We start from the raw sequence: 17,863 nt of genomic DNA, 5'->3' as shown, positions 1-17,863 counted from the left end.
CGTGGCGGCCGGAAGCCGTGGACTGCGCCCCGCCCCGGCGCTGGCCGGAGCCGGCGCATTCGCGGCACTGCTCTGGGTTGTCTTCCTGGTCAACATCTTTGCCGGCGGGTACTTCAGCCTGCTGCTGGGCATCGCCCCACGGCGGCTCGAGGGGCTAGACGGCGTGGTGTTCGCGCCGCTGCTGCACGCCGATACCAGCCATCTGTTGAGCAACACCGTCCCGCTGCTGGTGCTCGCGTTCCTGACGCTGCTGGAAGGAATCCGGCGGTTTTGCGTGGTGCTCGCCTGCAGCTGGCTTGCCTCCGGGCTGGGGGTCTGGCTGACCGGTGCGGGCCTGACAATCGGCGCCTCGGGCCTGGTCTTCGGGCTGTTGGCCTACCTGTTGGTGCGCGGCTTCTACAATCACAGCTGGCGCCAGATCCTGCTGGCCGTGGTCATCTTTCTTTTCTACGGCTCGGTTTTGTGGGGTGTCCTGCCGACGGCGCTGCCCGGGATTTCCTGGCAGGCGCACCTTTTCGGGGCGGTCGGGGGAGTCGCTGCCGCGGTGCTGCTGCGCCGCCGCAGACGGGGCCTCCGCTGAACCCGTTCCCCAGCGATCGGAAACGCCCAACACCTGCTCCCGCCTACGCGAAAGGGCGGGCTCCCGCAGGAGCCCGCCCTTTATGATGGGGTGCGTGATCAGCCGGCGTAGGGCTTGGCCGAGATGATCTCCACGGCGATCTGCTTGCCGTTAGGCGCGGCGTAGGTGGTGGTATCTCCCGCGCGCAATCCGTGGATGGCCGCGCCGAGCGGGGACTTTTCGCTGTACACGTCCAGTTCGGAATCTCCGGCGACCTCGCGGCTGCCGAGCAGGAAGCGCTCGGTGTCGCCGGCGATCTTCGCTTCGATGACCATGCCCGGCTCTACGATTCCGTCGTCAGCGGGTGCTTCGCCCACGTGGGCGTTGCGCAGCAACTCGGTGAGCTGACGGATCCGGGCTTCGGCCTTGCCCTGTTCTTCCTTGGCGGCGTGGTATCCGCCGTTTTCCTTGAGATCCCCCTCGGAGCGGGCCTGTTCGATGCGGTCGACAATCTCTGCCCGGCCGGGGCCCGAAAGGTGATCCAGTTCAGCCTTCAGGCGGTCGTAGGCTTCCTGAGTGAGCCAGGCGACGGGTGCGCTGGAAGTGGACACGTAGTTCTCCTTAGTTGCTGCCGGTGCCGCTGGACGCGGGGCCGGCACGGTGGCTCTTTGCACAAAAGGCCGCCAAGTTGGCGGCCACTCCATGCAAAGACCCCGCCATGAAGGTGAATCATTCGTTCTGGGAGTTCCCAGTTCACCGGAGGCGGGGCGGAATGTATTTGCTCAATTGTAGTCAGCCCCCGCCGGTTTTCCCAATAACACGGTGGCAAAAGATGCGCCGCACTCTGGAAAGCAGGGCTGCGGGCGCGCCCACCGGGTGCGTCAGCCGCTGGCGTCGGCGGCCCAGCAACTGTCCACGCCGCCGGAGACGGCCAGGGATTCGGTCCTCAGCTGAACGCGGTGTGCCGTGGTCTCGGCCGTATCCCCCTCGGCGGCGGGCCCGATCGTGGCGACCTTCCAGCCGACGACGGCGTAGTTCTCGCTCAGGGCCTGTACGGCGCAGTGGACCGTAGCCTCGGGATCCTTGGTGACTTGGAAGTCCACGGTGATGTGGCCGGCGTCGGCCACCGAAAAGCCAACGTCCTTGCTCTCAACCTGCGGCCCGTCCTGGCCCAGGGCGAAGAAACCGGCGCCGATGACGGCCACGCCCAGTGCCCCGCCCGCCATTGCCAGCTTGCTGCGGCGCGACAGCGTCCGCCGCGGCGTGCCGTAACGTTCGGAAACCGTTAAGCTGGGGGGAGTCTGAGGAGTTCGGGGGCCGGAGGTGCTCACGCCCTCAAGTTTAGCTTCCCACCCACCCATGCAAGATTTTCCAGGAGCAGCCACGTGAGCTTCGATGCAGCCCGGCCGGCGCAGAGTGAGGGACTGCGCCTGCTGGCGGTCCACGCCCATCCGGACGACGAATCCAGCAAGGGCGCCGCGTCCATGGCGCGTTACGCCGCCGAAGGCGTCCAGGTGCTCGTCGCCACCTGCACCGGCGGTGAACGCGGAGACATCCTCAACGCGGAGGCTGCCTCCGATCCGCAGGCGCACCGGGACCTGGCCGGGATGCGGCGGGTGGAGATGGCCCGGGCGGCAGCGGAGCTGGGCGTACAGCATCGCTGGCTGGGGTTCGCGGATTCGGGCCTTCCGGAGGGGGATCCGCTCCCGCCGCTGCCGTTCGGCAGCTTCGCCACCCTGCCCCTGGAACGGGCTGCAGCCCCGCTGGTTAAGCTGGTCCGCGAGTTCCGCCCGCATGTGGTGATCAGCTACGACGAGAACGGCGGCTACCCGCACCCGGACCACATCATGGCGCACAAAGTGGCGGTGGAGGCGTACCACGCCGCCGGCGACCCGGAGCGCTACCCGGAGGCGGGCAGCCCCTGGGAGCCGCTCAAGCTTTACTATGACCGTGCGTTCAACCCGGAACGGTTCCGCGCACTGCACTACGCCCTGGAGGAAGCCGGGCTGCAGTCGCCCTACGCCGCACGCCTCGCGGCATGGCTGGAGGCCGACGCCGAGGGGCACCAGCCGCCCATGCCCAACCACCGGACCACCACGCAGATCGACTGCGGCGACTTTTTCCGCCACCGCGACCGCGCGCTGCTGTCGCACCGAACCCAAGTGGAGCCCACCGGGTTCTTCTTCGCGGTCTCGGAGGAAATGCAGCGGACCGTCTGGCCGTGGGAGGATTTCTCGCTGATCCACGCCCGGGTGGAGACCAGCGTGCCCGAAACGGATTTTTTCGCGGGCATAAGATAGACCTTGCAGCCAACCAGCGCCGGAACCGAAGTTTTCCGGGACGCAGCGAGAAAGAGATTAAAACTTGCCCCTGATCCAGATCCTTGCCGCCGTCGCCGCCGGTGCCGGCGAACCCACTCTCCGGCCCGGCCTGGACGCTGACCAGGTTTCGCCCGGGCCCTGGGGCTTCTTCTTCACCTTTGCCCTGGCGGCCGTGGTGGTTTTCCTGATCTGGGATATGTCCCGGCGCATCCGGCGGGTGCGCTACCGCTCCCAGGTGGAGGAGAGCGGCGGCCACGATGCGCGGGAGGCGGGCTCCGAAGCGTCCGGGCAGGCAGGTGGGGGCACGCGCGGGCACACGGACGGCGGCGGCACCGAAACGGGGAGCACGAACGAACACAGCGGCGGCTCGGGCCGCCCGGACCGCAGGGAGTGACCATGGCCGGCAGACTGCGCTCAGAGGCTTCGGCCTACTTGCGGCAGCATGCCGGGAACCCGGTGGACTGGTGGCCGTTCGGTGACCAGGCCTTTGAACAGGCACGTCTGCGCGACGTGCCTGTTTTCGTTTCGATCGGCTACGCGGCATGCCACTGGTGCCACGTGATGGCCGGTGAATCCTTCGAGGACGAGGCCACGGCCCGCTACCTGAACGAGCACTTCGTTCCGGTCAAAGTGGACCGGGAGGAACGTCCGGACGTGGACAACGTCTACATGGGGGCCACACAGCTGATGACCGGCCAGGGCGGCTGGCCGATGAGCGTCTTCGCCCTGCCCGACGGCCGGGCCTTCTATGCCGGCACCTACTTCCCGCCGCGGCCGCTGCCCGGCCAGCCATCCTTCCGCCAGGTGCTTCAGGCGGTCCATGAAGCCTGGGAGCAGCGCCGCGGCGCCGTTGAAACCACTGCCGCCTCGCTGGCCCAGGCCCTCGCAGAGGCCGGGGAAGCCAACCGCGAACTCCTCGGGGACCTCACCCCGGGGCCCGACGACGGCGCGGCGGACCGGTCCCACGATCCGGGGCCGGGACCGGTGCAGGTGTCCGCCAGCGGCTGGGGTGCGGGCCGCCCGGTCCTCGAACAGGCCGTCGAGGTCCTGGCGCGCCAGGAGGACACCGTCTTCGGCGGGTTTGGCGCGGCCCCCAAATTTCCGCCGTCGGCCGTGCTGCACTTCCTGCTCCGGCATGCTGCGGCCTCGCGGTCCGACACTGCCGGGCAGGCCGCCGGATTATCTTCCCGTACGCTGTCCGCCATGGCCGGGTCCGCGTTGTACGACCAAGTGGAGGGCGGCTTTGCCCGCTACGCGGTGGACCGTCAGTGGTCCGTGCCGCACTTCGAAAAAATGCTCTACGACAATGTCCAGTTGCTGCGCGTGTATGCCCAATGGGCCCTCCAGTCTTCGGTCGAGGCCGAGAGGAACCTGGGGCGGGCGGTCACGGCCGGTACGGCGGACTGGATGCTGGACCGGCTGCAGTTGGCGCACGGCGGGTTGGCGTCCTCGCTCGACGCCGACACCGTCGTCGACGGCGTCCACCATGAAGGCGCAACCTACCTGTGGTCGCCGGCAGAGCTGCGGGAGGCGCTCGGCGACGACGACGGCGGCTGGGTCGCGTCCGTGATGGGTGTGGGCGAGCGGGGCAACGTCAGCGCCACCGGGTCGACGTTGCACCCGGGACGGGTGCTGGGGCCGGACGAGCGGCAGCGCTGGGAAGGGCTGCGTCCGGTACTGCTGGCGGCACGCCGGAAACGGCCGCAGCCGGAGCGGGATGAAAAAGTCGTTGCCGGTTGGAACGGGCTGGCCGTGGCCGGGCTGGCCGAAGCCGGCGAGCTGCTCGAACGGCCCGACCTTACCGCCGCCGCCGTGGCCGTGGCGGACTACCTGCTGGCCGTGCACCTGGACGGCTCCGGCCGGCTTGCCCGGGTTTCCCACAACGGTTCTGCCCAGCACTTCGAAGGTTTGCTGGAGGACTACGCCGGCTGTGCGGAAGGACTGTTCTCGCTCTATGCGGCCACCGGGGAGCCCCGCTGGTTTGCCGCCGCGGAAGCGCTGGTGCTGCGCGCGGAGGAGGTGTTCCTGGGTGAGGGACAGCTCAACGACCAGGCGGCCCCTGCCGCCCAGGTGGCTGCCGCCGCCGGATCCGTTCCGCCCGCGGATCCGCTGGAGAGCGCCACCCCCAGCGGCACCAGCCTGTTTGCCGGCGCGCTGGCCACCTATGCGGCCTACAGCGGCTCCGTCCGGCACCGGGATCTGGCCGGCCGGCTGCTCGGCTATCTGGAGCGGATTGCCGTGCGGGCACCGCGTGCTGCCGGGTGGGGCCTCGCCGCTGCGCAGGCACTGGCGGCCGGGCCGGTGGAGCTGGCCGTCACGGGGGCACCGGGCGCAGCCGCCGCGCTCATAGCCGCGGCGCGCGCAACCGGCAGCCCGGGCATGGTCATCGCCCGTTCCTCAGAGGCGCGGCCGCCGGAGGGGGCGGCCCCGCTGCTGGCCGATAAGCCAGCCCCGGCGGAAGGTGCGCTGGCGTACGTGTGCCGCGGAATGGTCTGCCGGCGGCCGGTGGCCACCGTCAATGACCTGCTGGCCGAGCTCGGCCCGGGAGCAAGCTGAGTCCGGCACCCTTCCCGAAGCCCTTGGCGACCGTCAACCGGAGCGGCCCAGAACCGCGATGACGATGGCGGTGTAATGGCAGACGAAGGCCACCACGGTGAAGGCATGGAACAACTCGTGGAAGCCGAACCAGGTGACAGAGAAATTCGGCCGCCTGATCCCGTAGACCACCGCACCGCCAATGTAGAAAACACCTCCCGCGCAGATCAGGACCGACGCGGGGACGCTGGCAGCGAAAAAGTCGGGCAGGTAGAACAGGGCGGCCAGCCCGAGAGCGCAATAGACCGGGACATAGAGCCAACGCGGGGCATGGGGCCACAACACCCGGAACCCGACGCCGGCGATGGCTCCTGCCCAGATCAGCCACAGCAGCAGCGTGGCCTTCGCCGGTTCCAGCAGTGACCAGGCCAGCGGCGTGTACGTTCCGGCGATGACCAGCATGATGTTGGTGTGGTCCAGGCGCTTGAGCACCAGCTTGACGTTGGGGCTCCAGTTGCCGCGGTGATAGACGGCGCTGACGCCGAAGAGCAGCAAGCCCGTGGCCGCGTAGACCGCGCACGCCCATTTGGCCGCTGCGGTGGGTGCCAGCGCCACGAGGACAATTCCGGCCACCAGGGCCAGCGGGGTGGCCCCCGCATGCAGCCAGCCACGGAACCTCGGCTTGATATTGAGTGCGTCGGCGACCTGCTCCACGGTCCGTTCGATGGGGCCGTCCGTCGCCTCCCGGCGGGCAGCGGAATCCTCGCGACCGCCCCGGTAGCCGGATGGCCCGGTGACGGCGCCGTGTTCACTCATGCGGATAATTCTAGCGGCCGGGGCCGCCTTGGTTACCGGCCGGTAACTACGTGTGGCGCGGAACCGGGCGAACGGGGGGATAGAATTCTAAGTCGTGAACGGGCGATCAGGAAGGCGGGGTGCTGTGTCTCTTCCCGGCGTCCTGTACCGCCTGTATGAGCGGCGCCTGCAGCGTTCGCTGGCGCCTGACCGGATCCCGGGCCACATCGGCGTGGTGGTTGACGGCAATCGGCGCTGGGCCAAACTGGCCGGGGCTCCCACGCGGGAAGGACACCAGGCGGGAGCCGACAAGATCCTGGAGTTCCTGGGCTGGTGCGGCGACCTGGGCATCAAGGTGGTCACGCTCTACATGTTGTCCACGGACAACATGGGCCGTTCGGAAGAGGAACTGCGCGAACTGCTCGGTGTCATTGGCAATACCTTGGACCGGTTGGGCGAGGGCAAGAACGTGCGCGTCCATCCCGTCGGTGCGCTGGAGACGCTCCCGGCCGACCTCGCCGCGAAACTCAGCGATCTGGGGGAGCAGACCGCGTGTGTCAACGGCGTCCACGTGAACGTGGCCGTGGGCTACGGCGGCCGCCGGGAAATCGTTGACGCGGTCAAGGGCCTGCTCCGCCATGCCGACACCGAAGGCAAGAGCCTGGCGGACGTTGCCGATGCGCTGGGCGTCGAGGACATCTCCCGCTACCTGTACACCAGCGGCCAGCCGGACCCGGACCTGGTCATCAGGACCTCCGGCGAACAGCGGCTCTCCGGCTTCCTGATGTGGCAAAGCGCCTACAGCGAATATTACTTCTGCGAGGCCCTGTGGCCGGATTTCCGGCGCTTGGACTTCCTGCGCGCTCTCCGCGACTACGCCAGCCGGCAGCGCCGTTTCGGCGCCTGAGGCAGGCCGGCAGAGCGGGCGGGCCACCGGCGTCGTTACCGTTCGCGCAGAATTCATTGAAACGATTTCTCCCGGGCTCTTGTCCCAGTGAATTACATCCGCGTAATTTGGGACTATCAGTCAGCAAACCGCAGATTGATCGGGAGGCCACCAGTTTGATGCGCACAGCGAAAGCCGCATCGGGGGAGGCCGGTTCCGGCCTGGTGGCCCTACCGTCCACGCCCCGCTTCAATCAGTCGGAGCCGTCGCGCTCCGGACGGGAGCAAGCATGACCGCCACCAAGAATCCGCACCTTGCCGCCACGACCGGACCCGGGAAGCAGCCCGCCGCTGCCACCTCGTCCGGTCGTTCTGTTTCCGCCGGGGAACCGGAAACAGCGCGGGCGTCGTTTGTCCTGGACACCTCTGTGCTGCTGTCCGATCCCCGGGCACTGCTGCGCTTCGCCGAGCACGAGGTCATCCTGCCGGTGGTGGTGATCACGGAGCTGGAAGGCAAACGGCACGACCCGGAGCTGGGCTACTTCGCCCGCCAGGCACTGCGCCTGCTGGACGACCTGCGCGTGCAGCACGGCGGCCTGAACCAGGCCATACCGCTGGGTGCGGAGGGCGGCACACTCCGTGTGGAGCTCAACCATATTTCCCCCGAAGTGCTGCCGGCCGGATTCCGCGGCGGCGGCAACGACAGCAGGATTTTGGCCGTGGCCAAAAACCTGGCCGTCGAGGGCCGCAACGTCACCGTGGTCTCCAAGGACCTGCCCATGCGGGTGAAAGCGTCTGCGCTGGGGCTGCGTGCTGACGAGTACCGCAACGAACTGGTCAAGGACTCCGGCTGGACCGGCGTGGCCGAGCTGGATGTTCTCGACGACGACGTGAACGCGCTGTATGGACACGAGCCGGTGTTCATCCCGGAGGCAGCGGAACTGCCCGCCAACACCGGCCTGGTGCTGCTCTCCAACCGCGGATCGGCGCTCGGCCGGGTGGGAGCCGACAAGCAGGTCCGCCTGGTCAAGGGCGACCGTGACGTGTTCGGTTTGCACGGCCGCTCCGCGGAGCAGCGGCTGGCCATCGACCTGCTGATGGACCCGGAGGTCGGAATAGTCTCCCTCGGCGGACGGGCCGGTACCGGCAAGTCCGCCCTGGCGCTGTGTGCCGGGCTGGAAGCGGTGCTGGAGCGGCGCGAGCACCGGAAGGTGGTGGTGTTCCGGCCGCTGTACGCCGTCGGCGGCCAGGAGCTCGGGTACCTGCCGGGCTCCGAATCGGAAAAGATGAATCCGTGGGCCCAGGCGGTGTTCGACACGCTCGGCGCCCTGGTCTCGAACGAAGTGGTCGAGGAAGTCATGGACCGCGGCATGCTTGAGGTGCTGCCGCTGACCCACATCCGCGGCCGCTCCCTGCACGATTCGTTCGTGGTGGTGGATGAAGCGCAATCCCTGGAGAAGAACGTGCTGCTGACGGTGATGAGCCGGATCGGCCAGAACTCCAAGATTGTCCTCACCCACGATGTGGCACAGCGTGACAACCTGCGCGTCGGGCGCCACGACGGCATCGCCGCCGTCGTGGAAACGCTCAAGGGGCACCCGCTCTTCGGCCATGTGACGCTGACGCGGTCGGAGCGCTCGCCCATTGCCGCCCTGGTCACGGAGCTGCTGGAGGGCGCCGAGATCTAGCCGGCGGCATTCCCCGGCCTACTGGAGGGAAGCGGGCTGCCGAAGCGCGGCCCGCTTCCCGCCGACTACAGCCGGTCAATTGCCGCCGTTATCGTACCCGGGCTACCGCCGGTGGTGCCCTGGTCAGGCGCGGTGGAGACTACTTCCCGGAAGGAAAGGCGATGACGATCCGGGTGCCGGCACCGGGGGCCGATTCAACCTGCAGCGTACCGTCGGCTTCCCGGACGGTGTCGCGGATGATTCGGAGGCCGATGTGGTCCGCCCGCCTGGCAGCGTCAGGAGTAAAGCCGACGCCGTCGTCGACAACCTCCAGCACCACTGCATTGCTCCATTGCCGCAGCGAGACCCTGACCAGCTGGGCGCAGGCGTGCTTGGATGCATTGGTGACGGCTTCACGCGCTGCGCGGTAGAGCAGCTCGGGGGAGCCGAGAGCGGTGGGCTCCGGGAAGTCAATATCCAATTGCCAGTCGGCTCCGCGTTGGCGGACCAGAACACCCAATCCGTCGAGCGCAGCCGGCAAGCCCTCAGCCGACAGGTCCGGCGGATACAGTGTCAGCGTGATGTGGCGCAAGTTACGGATGCTGCCCTGCACAACATTCTGCGCCAGCGCATGAAAGGTGCTGTCCGAACCAGCCTGCTGCTGTCCGCGTGATTCCAGACTGTAGGCCAGCCCGGCCAGCTCTTGGATGACGTCGTCATGAAGGGTCCGGGCCAGACGCCGGCGTTCTTGTTCGGATGCCGCCATTGATTGCTGCAGCAGTCCTCGCCGGATTTCACTATTTTTCCGCATGCGGCGCGCCATTCGGATTGCGGGTCCAAGCTGGAGCATCTGCAGCACGGCCAACGCGATCAAGATGACAGGCAGGATGCCCAGCATCTCGTCCTGCATGCGGTTGATTTCGTCCGCCGGGTAGGACAACTCGAAGATGTAGTCATCTCCGTTGCCGGCCGGTGCACGCACATAAACGTTAACCAGCTGGGCCTGGCCCGTCTCGAAGATTTTGTCGGCGTCCGCCGGATCTTCCACGACGCTGACAGGTGCATCCCCCTGCAGCTGCACCAGGAGATGGGCCGGCAGGTCGAACTGCTGCCCGATGAGTTCATCGACGTCCGAATACACAATCGTGCCGTCGAAGTCCCAGACCTTGACCCGCAAAATGTGGCCGTCGTCAATCATCGGGTCGACTTCGCTGTCCAACTCGGCAAGGGCCTCCGGATTGCCCGCGAGCACGCCTTCCGTGACGTCCTGCGCGAATTCGTGGTCGACGACTTGTTCCGTGTGTTCGGCGGTGTGGAGGAGTGCCTGGTCGGCAGCCAGCGAGCGGGCGACCATGATCACCGGCACCGTGACGATGATCAGAGCCGCCAGTCCGGACAACGCGAAGCGGCGCAGGGCCGCCTGCATTTCCGAGGGCTTCCGGCGGCGGGGCTCGGAGCGTGATTCAGCGAGGATGCTGCGCCGGACCCGCGCGGCGAACTCAACGACCATGCGCGCCGCCCAGCAGTTCCAGCCGCTGGGCGGTGGCGACGGCTTCCAGCTGGGTATGAGCGCCGAGCTTGGCCAAAATCGACTTCACGTATCCCCGGCACGTGTGCGGGGAAATGCCCAGCCTCCGGGAATTCGTGCGGACATCGTAGCCTGCTGCCATGAGAGCCAGTACCTGATGCTCGCGTTTGGTCAGCGCCGGTCTGTCCGCTGCCTGGGCCGGCGGAGCGGTGGCACATCGGGTGAGCGCGGACGGATGGACCGCCATGCTGCCGCTCCTGGCGTGCCGGATTGTTTCGAGCAGTGTCGAGAGGGAGCCGTCTTTGGGTAGGAAACCGCAAAGACCCGATGCGGCGGCGCGCGCGAGTACATTCAGCGACGGGTTACCGGTCAACAAGATGATCCGCGTCTCCGGGGCAGCCTGCAGGATCTGCTCCGCGGCGCTGAGTCCATCTCCGTCGGGCAAATGGTAATCCATGATCACCACGTCGGGCCGGGTCCGGCGGCACAGGGCAACCGCCTCCGTCACGCCGGTGGCGCTGCCCACGTTGATCAGATCCGATTCCCGATCCAGGGCATCAGACAGCAACTCCGCGAAAGTCGTGTGGTCATCTACGACGGCGATGCGTAGTTCTTGCTCCCCCAAAGAGCTCATACTCCAGTTCCCCAACTCAAGACACGAAGGACTTGACCCCACCTAGAGTATGCATGGTGCGCACCTGGAAGTACATACCGGGCCAGCGCGGTCCCGCGGTCTCAGCTGGCCGTCAGCGCCTTGCGCAAGAAAGAGCTGACGATGTCCCCGGCCGCCATATAGCGCGGTTCCGCCGTAACATCAGCTGTGAATTGTTCCTTCCGGTACGTCGCTGCGGGCATGTCCAGCCGTTCGTTGAGCACCAGTAGTGCCGCCAGGACTTCCGACAGGCCGGACTGCGCGTCGGCGGTGGCCTTCAGCAGCCGCACGTAGATCTCCTGAAGGGCCGGGCCGGGTGCACATCCGAGGTCGCTGCCGAACAATTGCCGGCATCGTTCGTAGGCCTGCAACCCGTCCGCATGCCGTCCGCAAAGCTCCAGGCCTCCGATCAGGGCTGTCCACGCCGCCTCATTGAGCGGAGAAGCAGCAACGCAGCGCTGCGCCCAGAGCACCGCTTCATCGGGCCGCTGCAGGGCCAGCGCGGCCTCTGCAGCCAACTGTTGGGCGTGCTGCACCATTTCGGCATGCCTCGACCGGGCCTCTTCTGCCCAATCGGGAGTCAATTCGTCGCCCAGCAGCGGTTCAGCGGCGAGCGACAGAGCCTCGGCCAGCAGAGGGTACGCCCTCCACGGATCGGAAAACTCGGCGGCCCGCACCAGGGCTTGGAACCGGTGCAGGTCGACGTCGACCATGTCCCGGTCGATCAGGTAACCGCCGTTGGCGGTGCGCAGCGGTCCCGTCTTTGCGCAGCCAGGCTGCAGGTTGCGCCGCAGAATGCTGACATAGCTCTCCAAGGTGGCCAGCGCTTCGCCCGGCGCCCGGCCGCCCCACAACATGTGCACCAGCCGGTCCTTCGACATGGGCGAACCAACGTGCAATAACAATATCTCCAGCACCTGACGCGGCTTTGGGCCGCCCAGCTTGTCGGCTGTTAACACGTCCTCGCCGCGACGAATCCGCAAGTTTCCGATCATTTGCACAGCCACGGGCATGGCCCGTCCACTCAATTGCTCCACGATTCCCCCTCGTAGCACGCACCCCCCCATGAGTGCACCACCATCGTGCGTTGCCTACGTGACGGCCGGACAGCCTCGCGTGGGGGAGCCAGCACCCCTAATTTGAGGGGGTGCCGGGACAGCACCGGGTTTTTCCAAGGAGGAATGGAGACTCTGGACTCGTGATCCCGAGGTCTCCGGCTCAGCGAGGCAGGCCGGCCGGGCGCACGCCGCCGGGCCCTGGCGTCACCCCTCAACGCCAGGGCCCGGTCGCGCGTCCCGCCCCGGCCGGACGGCCGGACCTGTCGGCGCCGGTGCGCGGCGCCGGCCCCTCAGGCGGGGTGCGGGCGTAGGGGCCAGGGAATGTGCTCCCGCACATCGGTGAGGTTCATGCTGACCTCCAGGAATAGGTCGTCGAGCATGTATTCGTCCACCCCGAGGATGGTCAACGAGTGGCCGCCGCCCTGCTGAGGCCCGTCCATTGCTACCGCGGAGACACAAACCCCGGTCCGCCAGTCGACCCGCACCTCGGTGCGGCCCTCGGGAAGAAGCGGATGGCCGGCGTCGTACGGCGCGTACGTTTGGTTGGGCGAGACGACGGCCTCCAGCGCCCGACGGCCCTGGTGCTCGACCTCGCGCAGTTCATGGATCTCCACAGGGTTGGCGAAGGGCGCCTCATAGGCCACCGGCGCGCTGCCGGCCAGCTCAACCGGATCCAGCATGGCGGACCAGCGCCCGTTGCCGAAGACCGGCTCTCCGTAGGCGGCCTCGGGCCGGCGGCGCACCAAGTGGATGTCGTTGAACACCGGCGTGACCAGATGCGGCGGCAACAGCCACGACTTGCGTGTCGCGCTGACGTAGAAACCGTCCCGGGAGTCGTTGATGCCGGTGGTGCTGTACAGCAGCCGGCCGTCGGCCGACTCGACCCGCAGCGCGCCGGGGCGCCGGGTCCACGCACGCAGCATGCCGCCGGAAGCGTCCGGCTCCGGTGCATCGGCCTGGACGGCGCGGAGCTCGAACCGCAGCGATTCCCACTTCCAGGGAGAAGAGCGGCAGAGGCACCTGAAGATCTCCGCGTTGCCGGCGGCGTCGCCGGTTTTGAGCACGCTCCCGCCGTTCATATCCACAGTGTAGCCGTCGGCTCCCGGGGATCAGGCGGGTGCAGTAGGTTGGGTCCATGGTCGAGCAACTGGCGCTGCTGTGGCCCGGCCGCGCATTCGCGTTCTGGATGCTCTTGGCCGCCGGCGGCTATCTGCTCGTGATCGGAGCCCGGTTGAGCTGGATCGACCTGCGCACGCACCGACTGCCGAACCGCATCATTTTTCCGGCCTACGCGGTGTCCGGGGTGCTGCTGATTGCCGCCTCCCTGGGAGGCTACGATGCCGGCATGTTCTGGCGGGTGCCGGCTGGCGGCGCACTGCTCTGGGTCTTCTATTTCGCCGTCCGGTTCATTTATCCAGCCGGCATGGGGTTCGGCGACGTGAAACTGGCCGGAGTGCTGGGGATGTACCTGGGTTACCTGGGGTTTGAACAGGTGCTGTTGGGGACGTTCGCGGCGTTCCTGCTGGGCGGGGCGTACAGTGTGCTGCTAGTGGTCCTGCGGCGCGGATCGCTGCGCAGCGACATTCCGTTCGGGCCGTTCATGATTGCCGGTGCGTGGGTGACGCTGTTGCTGCCGACGTAGCCCGGGGGAGCAGCCTGCCGCCGGGCGTGGTGCGCGGGGTCTTGGAAGAGGCAGGCGTCGTTGCCGAGGCCGAGCACCTGGCCGAGGTCCACGCGGGCGGTCCGATGGAGTTCGCTGAGCCTACTGGATGTCGGAGTCGGGAGGCGGTAGGACGAACCGCCGGTCTTCGTCCACGGACTCCACGCCCTCGATTCCGGCAACAGCCGCACGCTGTCCCTCCGGGAGTGAACCGGTAATCATGCCCAAGGTGGACAACACGTTCTCCACCTGCATGCCGCCGGCTGCCAACTGCTCGGCGATCCGCCCGGTATCGGAGAGGTAGTCGTGGCGCACCGTCACGGTGATCTGCATACCCCCATGATAGGTCCGCGGCCCCCTCCCGGGGGAAGGCCGGTCACTGCGGGGAAAGCACCAGCCCTGCCCCGACATCGACGGAGGGCACGGGCAACCGCTCCGCCTCCTGGACCAGGGTGGCCCACAGTTCCAAGCCACGCCGGCCGGTAGCCTCTGCCCACAGGGCCGCCACGCCGGCGGCGTGGGGTGTTGCCATGCTGGTCCCGCTGATGGTGTTGTACCGCTTCGGCATCGGCCAGGACGAATACACCTGGAATCCGGGGCCGGCGCAGTCCACCTGCCCGCCGCGCAGTGGAAGGCTTCGGGCGGAAAAGAACGCGACCTCCAGGGCCTGGTCCAGCGCGGCTACCCCCATGATGAACGGGCTGTTCGCCGGGGCACCGACGAACCCGAACTCGCCCTTCCGGCGGTCGGCGTTGTTTCCCGCGGCGGCGATGATCAGGGAACCCTGTTCCAGCGCCCGGCTCCCGGCCGCCGTGTAGGGCGGGTGGATTTGCGCCACGTCGGCCCCCAACGACATGGAGATGACGGCACAACCGTTGCCCACGGCCCAGTCGATCCCGGCGAGGATGCCGGCGTCGGTCCCGGAACCTGCGTTGCTGAGCACCTTCCCGGCGAAGATTTCCGCTTCGTGGGCCACGCCGTAGCGCGGACCGTTGCCGGGGGCCTTGGGGCCGCACGCGGTCCCGATGCAGTGCGTGCCGTGGCCGTGTCCGTCGTGGGGCGGCTCGCCGGCAATGAAGGAGGCGCTGGTGATGCTGCGTCCGGCGAAATCGGGATGCGCTTCATCGAAGCCCGTGTCCAGCACGGCGACGCGCACGCCTTGCCCGGAATAGGGCGACGAGACGGCCCTGGTGGCCTGCTGCCCCCACGTGAAATTGTTGTTGTCGGCGAAACCCGCCGGCGCGGGACCCGCTTCGCGGCGTTCGTGCCGGCCCGCGGCGAGCCGGCCGGACAGGTCGGTCACGCCGTCGCGGTAGCCGGCAGAATAGTCCTCGACCGGGCCCAGCACATCGTGGATGAGTTCCGGCGAGACCGAGAGGACACGGTGTCGGGCGGCGGAACTGACTTGGAGCGAACTGATCTGGTCCGGGCCGGCAGCGACGACGGCGATGCCCAGGTTTGCGAAGACCGTTGCCTCGGCGCCGGAGGCCGAGTCCGGATCCACTCCCCGGGTGCCGAAATCGCGGCTGTCCGCGACATTCGACAGACCGGCGGCGTCGGCCAGGATCCCGGCACATTCATCGGCCGGGCCGTAGAAGACGACGATATAGCGTCCGGTGGTCTTCGGATGCCCGGGCAGGGAATAGTCGGCTGTCGCCAGGGACGGGGGCTGCGAATCGCCAATCACGGAGACCTCCTGGACACTCTTCCGCATAGGTCCCCGATGGGCCGGGCGGCGGCCCGGGAGGGGCCGTTCACCCGCCGTCCGCGGGGACGTGTGCGCATCATCCTAGCCCCGGGGGCCGACGGTTCAACCTGTAGGCAATCGTTTCAGCCCGTCGGGGGCAAAAATAGCGGGCGGGCCCGGTCCTGCCGCAGGTCCCGCGCCGGTGCACCGGGCCGGCGGCGGGCCTGCCGCGCACCGAAGGGCGCCCCTGCCGAAGCAAGAGCACCCTTCTAAATCCGCGGGGACCGGTCTGCTATTTGGCCTGCGGCGGAACGGTCATGGAGAGCACATCCAGCGCAGAATCCAGCTGCTCTTCCGTCAGTTCGCCGCGCTCCAGGAAGCCAAGGGCGACGACGGACTCGCGCACGGTCAGGCCTTCCTGGACCGAGTGCTTGGCAATCTTGGCGGCGTTTTCGTAGCCGATGTACTTGTTCAGCGGAGTCACGATCGAGGGGGAGGCCTCGGCCAGGAAGCGGGCACGCTCCACGTTGGCGGTCAGCCCGTCGATCATCTTGTCCGCCATCACGCGCGAGGTGTTGGCCAGCAGGCGGATGGACTCGAGCAGGTTGGCGGCCATCACCGGAATGCCGACGTTCAGCTCAAAGGCGCCGTTGGTGGAGGACAAGGCGATGGTGGTGTCGTTGCCCACGACCTGGGCGGCCACCATGATCGCTGCCTCGCAGATCACCGGGTTAACCTTGCCGGGCATGATCGAGGAGCCCGGCTGCAGGTCGGGGATGGCGATCTCGCCCAGGCCGGTGTTCGGGCCCGAACCCATCCAGCGCAGGTCGTTGTTGATCTTCATGAACGCGTAGGCAATGTTGCGCAGCTGCCCGGAGGCTTCAATCAGGCCGTCGCGGTTGGCCTGGGCCTCGAAGTGGTTGCGGGCCTCCGTCAGCGGCAAGCCGGTGTCGGCGGCCAGCAGCTCGATGACGCGCTGCGGGAACCCGGCCGGGGTGTTGATGCCGGTGCCGACGGCGGTGCCGCCCAGCGGAACCTCGGCCACGCGCGGCAGCGATGCCTCGATGCGTTCGATGCCGTAGCGCACCTGCGCGGCGTAGCCGCCGAACTCCTGTCCGAGGGTGACCGGCGTCGCGTCCATCAGGTGGGTGCGGCCGGACTTCACCACATCCTTGAACTCCTCGGCCTTGCGCTCCAGCGAAGCGGCCAGGTAGTCCAGCGCGGGGATCAGCTCGTTGATCAGGGCCGAGGTGGCGGCCACGTGCACCGACGTCGGGAAGACGTCATTGGAGGACTGCGAGGCGTTGACGTGGTCGTTCGGGTGGACCGTCTTGTCGCTGCCGGCGGCCTTCAGCGCGCGGGTGGCCAGCTCCGCCAGGACCTCGTTGGTGTTCATGTTCGACGAGGTGCCGGAACCGGTCTGGAAAACGTCGATCGGGAAGTCGCCGTCGTACTTGCCCGTGGCTACTTCGTCGGCTGCCGCGGCGATGGCCTTGGCCAGCTCGCCGTCCAGCACGCCCAGTTCGGCGTTGGCGGTGGCGGCAGCCTTCTTGATCCGGGCCAGGGCCTCGATGTGGGCGCGCTCCAGCGTCTTGCCGGAGATCGGGAAGTTCTCGACGGCGCGCTGGGTCTGCGCACGGTAGAGGGCGTTGACCGGAACGCGGACCTCGCCCATGGTGTCGTGTTCGATGCGGTATTCAGCAGAATCAGCAGAAGTCATGGCTCCAAGCTTATGCCCGCCGCGCACCGGTTCCGAATTGTGTTGCGGCCCGGCGGCGGCCCACCCGACGGTGCGGCGACGGCGCCTGCAGCCACCGGGCAGGACCTGTCCTGCCCGGTGCGCGGCTAGAGCGCTCCGTGCCCTGCAACGAGCTCGGCGCGGCCGTCCGCCAGCCGGTAGGCGACGCCGACGACGGCCGTGCGGCCGGCCTCGACCGCCTCCGAGATGGCCCGCGAACTGTCCAGCAGGCGTTCGGAGGATTGCCGCACGTTTTCGATCACCATGTCGTTGAGGTCGTCGAGGCCGGCACGCCGGGCTGCCAACACCGACGGCGTGATCCGCTCCACGAGGTCGCGCAGGCCGCCGCGCGGCATTTCGCCGGTGTCTATCGTGTTCTTTGCCGCCGTCACGGCGCCGCAGCTGTCGTGGCCCAGGATGACAATCAGAGGAACGTTGAGCACATCCACGCCGTACTCGAGCGAACCGATCACTGCGTCACCGAGGACATGGCCGGCGGTGCGGACCACGAAGGCATCGCCCAGTCCCAGGTCGAAAATGATTTCGGCAGCCAGCCGCGAGTCGGAACAGCCGAAGATGATGGCGAACGGATGCTGTTCGTTGACCAGTGAACTGCGCCGGGCGGCGTCCTGGTTCGGGTGGACGGACGTGCCTGCCACGAAGCGGGCGTTGCCGTCGATGAGTTTTTGCCAGGCCTGGGCGGGAGTCAGTGAGGTGGGCACGAAGCAACCTTACTGCTTCGCGGGGCCCGTCCCGCGCACCCGTTACCGTGTCGGGG

18 protein-coding genes are annotated in these 17,863 nt (G+C 67.8%); 7 read left to right on the top strand and 11 right to left on the bottom strand.

All coding sequences use genetic code 11. The features are described 5' to 3' along the window. The first annotated feature begins 1 nt into the window (after position 1). On the top strand, positions 2-580 hold the full coding sequence (locus AC5RVS_RS10585; protein ID WP_494108096.1) for a rhomboid family intramembrane serine protease: 579 nt from the start codon (positions 2-4) through the stop codon (positions 578-580). A 98-nt stretch (positions 581-678) separates the two neighbouring features. Here the strand turns inward: AC5RVS_RS10585 and greA are convergent, their stop codons facing one another. Both greA and AC5RVS_RS10575 read right to left on the bottom strand, forming a co-directional pair. After that, complete coding sequence (greA, locus tag AC5RVS_RS10580; RefSeq protein ID WP_493987916.1) at positions 679-1,170, bottom strand: transcription elongation factor GreA; 492 nt, start codon at positions 1,168-1,170, stop codon at positions 679-681. Positions 1,171-1,440: 270 nt separating this feature from the next. Further along, positions 1,441-1,890 carry a DUF4307 domain-containing protein gene (locus AC5RVS_RS10575; RefSeq protein ID WP_493987917.1) on the bottom strand — a complete coding sequence of 150 codons (450 nt, stop codon included), beginning with the start codon at positions 1,888-1,890 and terminating at the stop codon, positions 1,441-1,443. Positions 1,891-1,944: 54 nt separating this feature from the next. On the opposite strand from AC5RVS_RS10575, the gene mca reads away from it, so the two are divergent. The 3 genes from mca (at position 1,945) to AC5RVS_RS10560 (ending at position 5,436) form a co-directional block, all read left to right on the top strand. Next, positions 1,945-2,859 (top strand): mycothiol conjugate amidase Mca, encoded by a 915-nt coding sequence (gene mca / locus AC5RVS_RS10570; protein WP_493987918.1) that lies wholly within the window; start codon positions 1,945-1,947, stop codon positions 2,857-2,859. A gap of 64 nt (positions 2,860-2,923) precedes the next feature. Continuing rightward, the gene (locus AC5RVS_RS10565; RefSeq protein ID WP_493987919.1) at positions 2,924-3,274 is read left to right on the top strand and encodes a hypothetical protein; all 351 of its coding nucleotides are present in this window, start codon (positions 2,924-2,926) and stop codon (positions 3,272-3,274) included. A 2-nt stretch (positions 3,275-3,276) separates the two neighbouring features. Continuing rightward, positions 3,277-5,436 (top strand): thioredoxin domain-containing protein, encoded by a 2,160-nt coding sequence (locus tag AC5RVS_RS10560; protein WP_493987920.1) that lies wholly within the window; start codon positions 3,277-3,279, stop codon positions 5,434-5,436. A gap of 33 nt (positions 5,437-5,469) precedes the next feature. Here the strand turns inward: AC5RVS_RS10560 and trhA are convergent, their stop codons facing one another. Next, a complete protein-coding gene (gene trhA / locus AC5RVS_RS10555; RefSeq protein WP_494108095.1) occupies positions 5,470-6,231 on the bottom strand; it encodes a PAQR family membrane homeostasis protein TrhA in 762 nt (253 codons plus the stop codon). A 124-nt stretch (positions 6,232-6,355) separates the two neighbouring features. Between trhA and AC5RVS_RS10550 the strand changes: the two genes are divergently transcribed. Both AC5RVS_RS10550 and phoH2 read left to right on the top strand, forming a co-directional pair. Beyond that, entirely contained in the window at positions 6,356-7,117 is a 762-nt protein-coding gene (locus tag AC5RVS_RS10550) for an isoprenyl transferase (RefSeq protein WP_493987922.1), read from the top strand. A gap of 268 nt (positions 7,118-7,385) precedes the next feature. Further along, entirely contained in the window at positions 7,386-8,783 is a 1,398-nt protein-coding gene (gene phoH2, locus AC5RVS_RS10545; RefSeq protein WP_494108094.1) for an RNA 5'-3' helicase PhoH2, read from the top strand. 139 nt (positions 8,784-8,922) lie between these two features. Here phoH2 and AC5RVS_RS10540 read toward each other — a convergent pair whose 3' ends face one another. The 4 genes from AC5RVS_RS10540 to AC5RVS_RS10525 form a co-directional block, all read right to left on the bottom strand. Continuing rightward, complete coding sequence (locus tag AC5RVS_RS10540; protein WP_494108093.1) at positions 8,923-10,272, bottom strand: sensor histidine kinase; 1,350 nt, start codon at positions 10,270-10,272, stop codon at positions 8,923-8,925. Then, positions 10,262-10,924: a response regulator transcription factor gene (locus tag AC5RVS_RS10535; protein WP_494108092.1), complete on the bottom strand. Its 663-nt coding sequence runs from the start codon at positions 10,922-10,924 to the stop codon at positions 10,262-10,264. Before AC5RVS_RS10535 ends, AC5RVS_RS10540 begins: the two co-directional genes overlap by 11 nt. 101 nt (positions 10,925-11,025) lie before the next feature. Next, positions 11,026-11,955, bottom strand: coding sequence for an AfsR/SARP family transcriptional regulator (locus AC5RVS_RS10530; RefSeq protein ID WP_493987926.1), 930 nt, complete (start codon positions 11,953-11,955; stop codon positions 11,026-11,028). A gap of 335 nt (positions 11,956-12,290) precedes the next feature. Then, positions 12,291-13,079, bottom strand: coding sequence for a hypothetical protein (locus AC5RVS_RS10525; RefSeq protein ID WP_494108091.1), 789 nt, complete (start codon positions 13,077-13,079; stop codon positions 12,291-12,293). A gap of 56 nt (positions 13,080-13,135) precedes the next feature. On the opposite strand from AC5RVS_RS10525, the gene AC5RVS_RS10520 reads away from it, so the two are divergent. After that, complete coding sequence (locus tag AC5RVS_RS10520) at positions 13,136-13,642, top strand: prepilin peptidase (protein ID WP_494108090.1); 507 nt, start codon at positions 13,136-13,138, stop codon at positions 13,640-13,642. Positions 13,643-13,762: 120 nt separating this feature from the next. Here the strand turns inward: AC5RVS_RS10520 and AC5RVS_RS10515 are convergent, their stop codons facing one another. The 4 genes from AC5RVS_RS10515 to AC5RVS_RS10500 all read right to left on the bottom strand — a co-directional run bounded on the left by AC5RVS_RS10515 (position 13,763) and on the right by AC5RVS_RS10500 (position 17,807). Continuing rightward, positions 13,763-13,993 carry a hypothetical protein gene (locus AC5RVS_RS10515; protein WP_494108089.1) on the bottom strand — a complete coding sequence of 77 codons (231 nt, stop codon included), beginning with the start codon at positions 13,991-13,993 and terminating at the stop codon, positions 13,763-13,765. A 43-nt stretch (positions 13,994-14,036) separates the two neighbouring features. Further along, positions 14,037-15,347, bottom strand: coding sequence for a S8 family serine peptidase (locus tag AC5RVS_RS10510; protein WP_494108088.1), 1,311 nt, complete (start codon positions 15,345-15,347; stop codon positions 14,037-14,039). 292 nt (positions 15,348-15,639) lie between these two features. Continuing rightward, positions 15,640-17,067 (bottom strand): class II fumarate hydratase, encoded by a 1,428-nt coding sequence (locus tag AC5RVS_RS10505; protein ID WP_493987931.1) that lies wholly within the window; start codon positions 17,065-17,067, stop codon positions 15,640-15,642. Positions 17,068-17,192: 125 nt separating this feature from the next. Then, the gene (locus AC5RVS_RS10500; protein ID WP_493987932.1) at positions 17,193-17,807 is read right to left on the bottom strand and encodes a carbonic anhydrase; all 615 of its coding nucleotides are present in this window, start codon (positions 17,805-17,807) and stop codon (positions 17,193-17,195) included. Positions 17,808-17,863: the final 56 nt, after the last annotated feature.

This window comes from Arthrobacter sp. Y3221048 (genome assembly GCF_059092685.1).
Note: the sequence above shows the minus strand (reverse complement) of the source record. Positions and strands in the feature narration are given on the sequence as shown.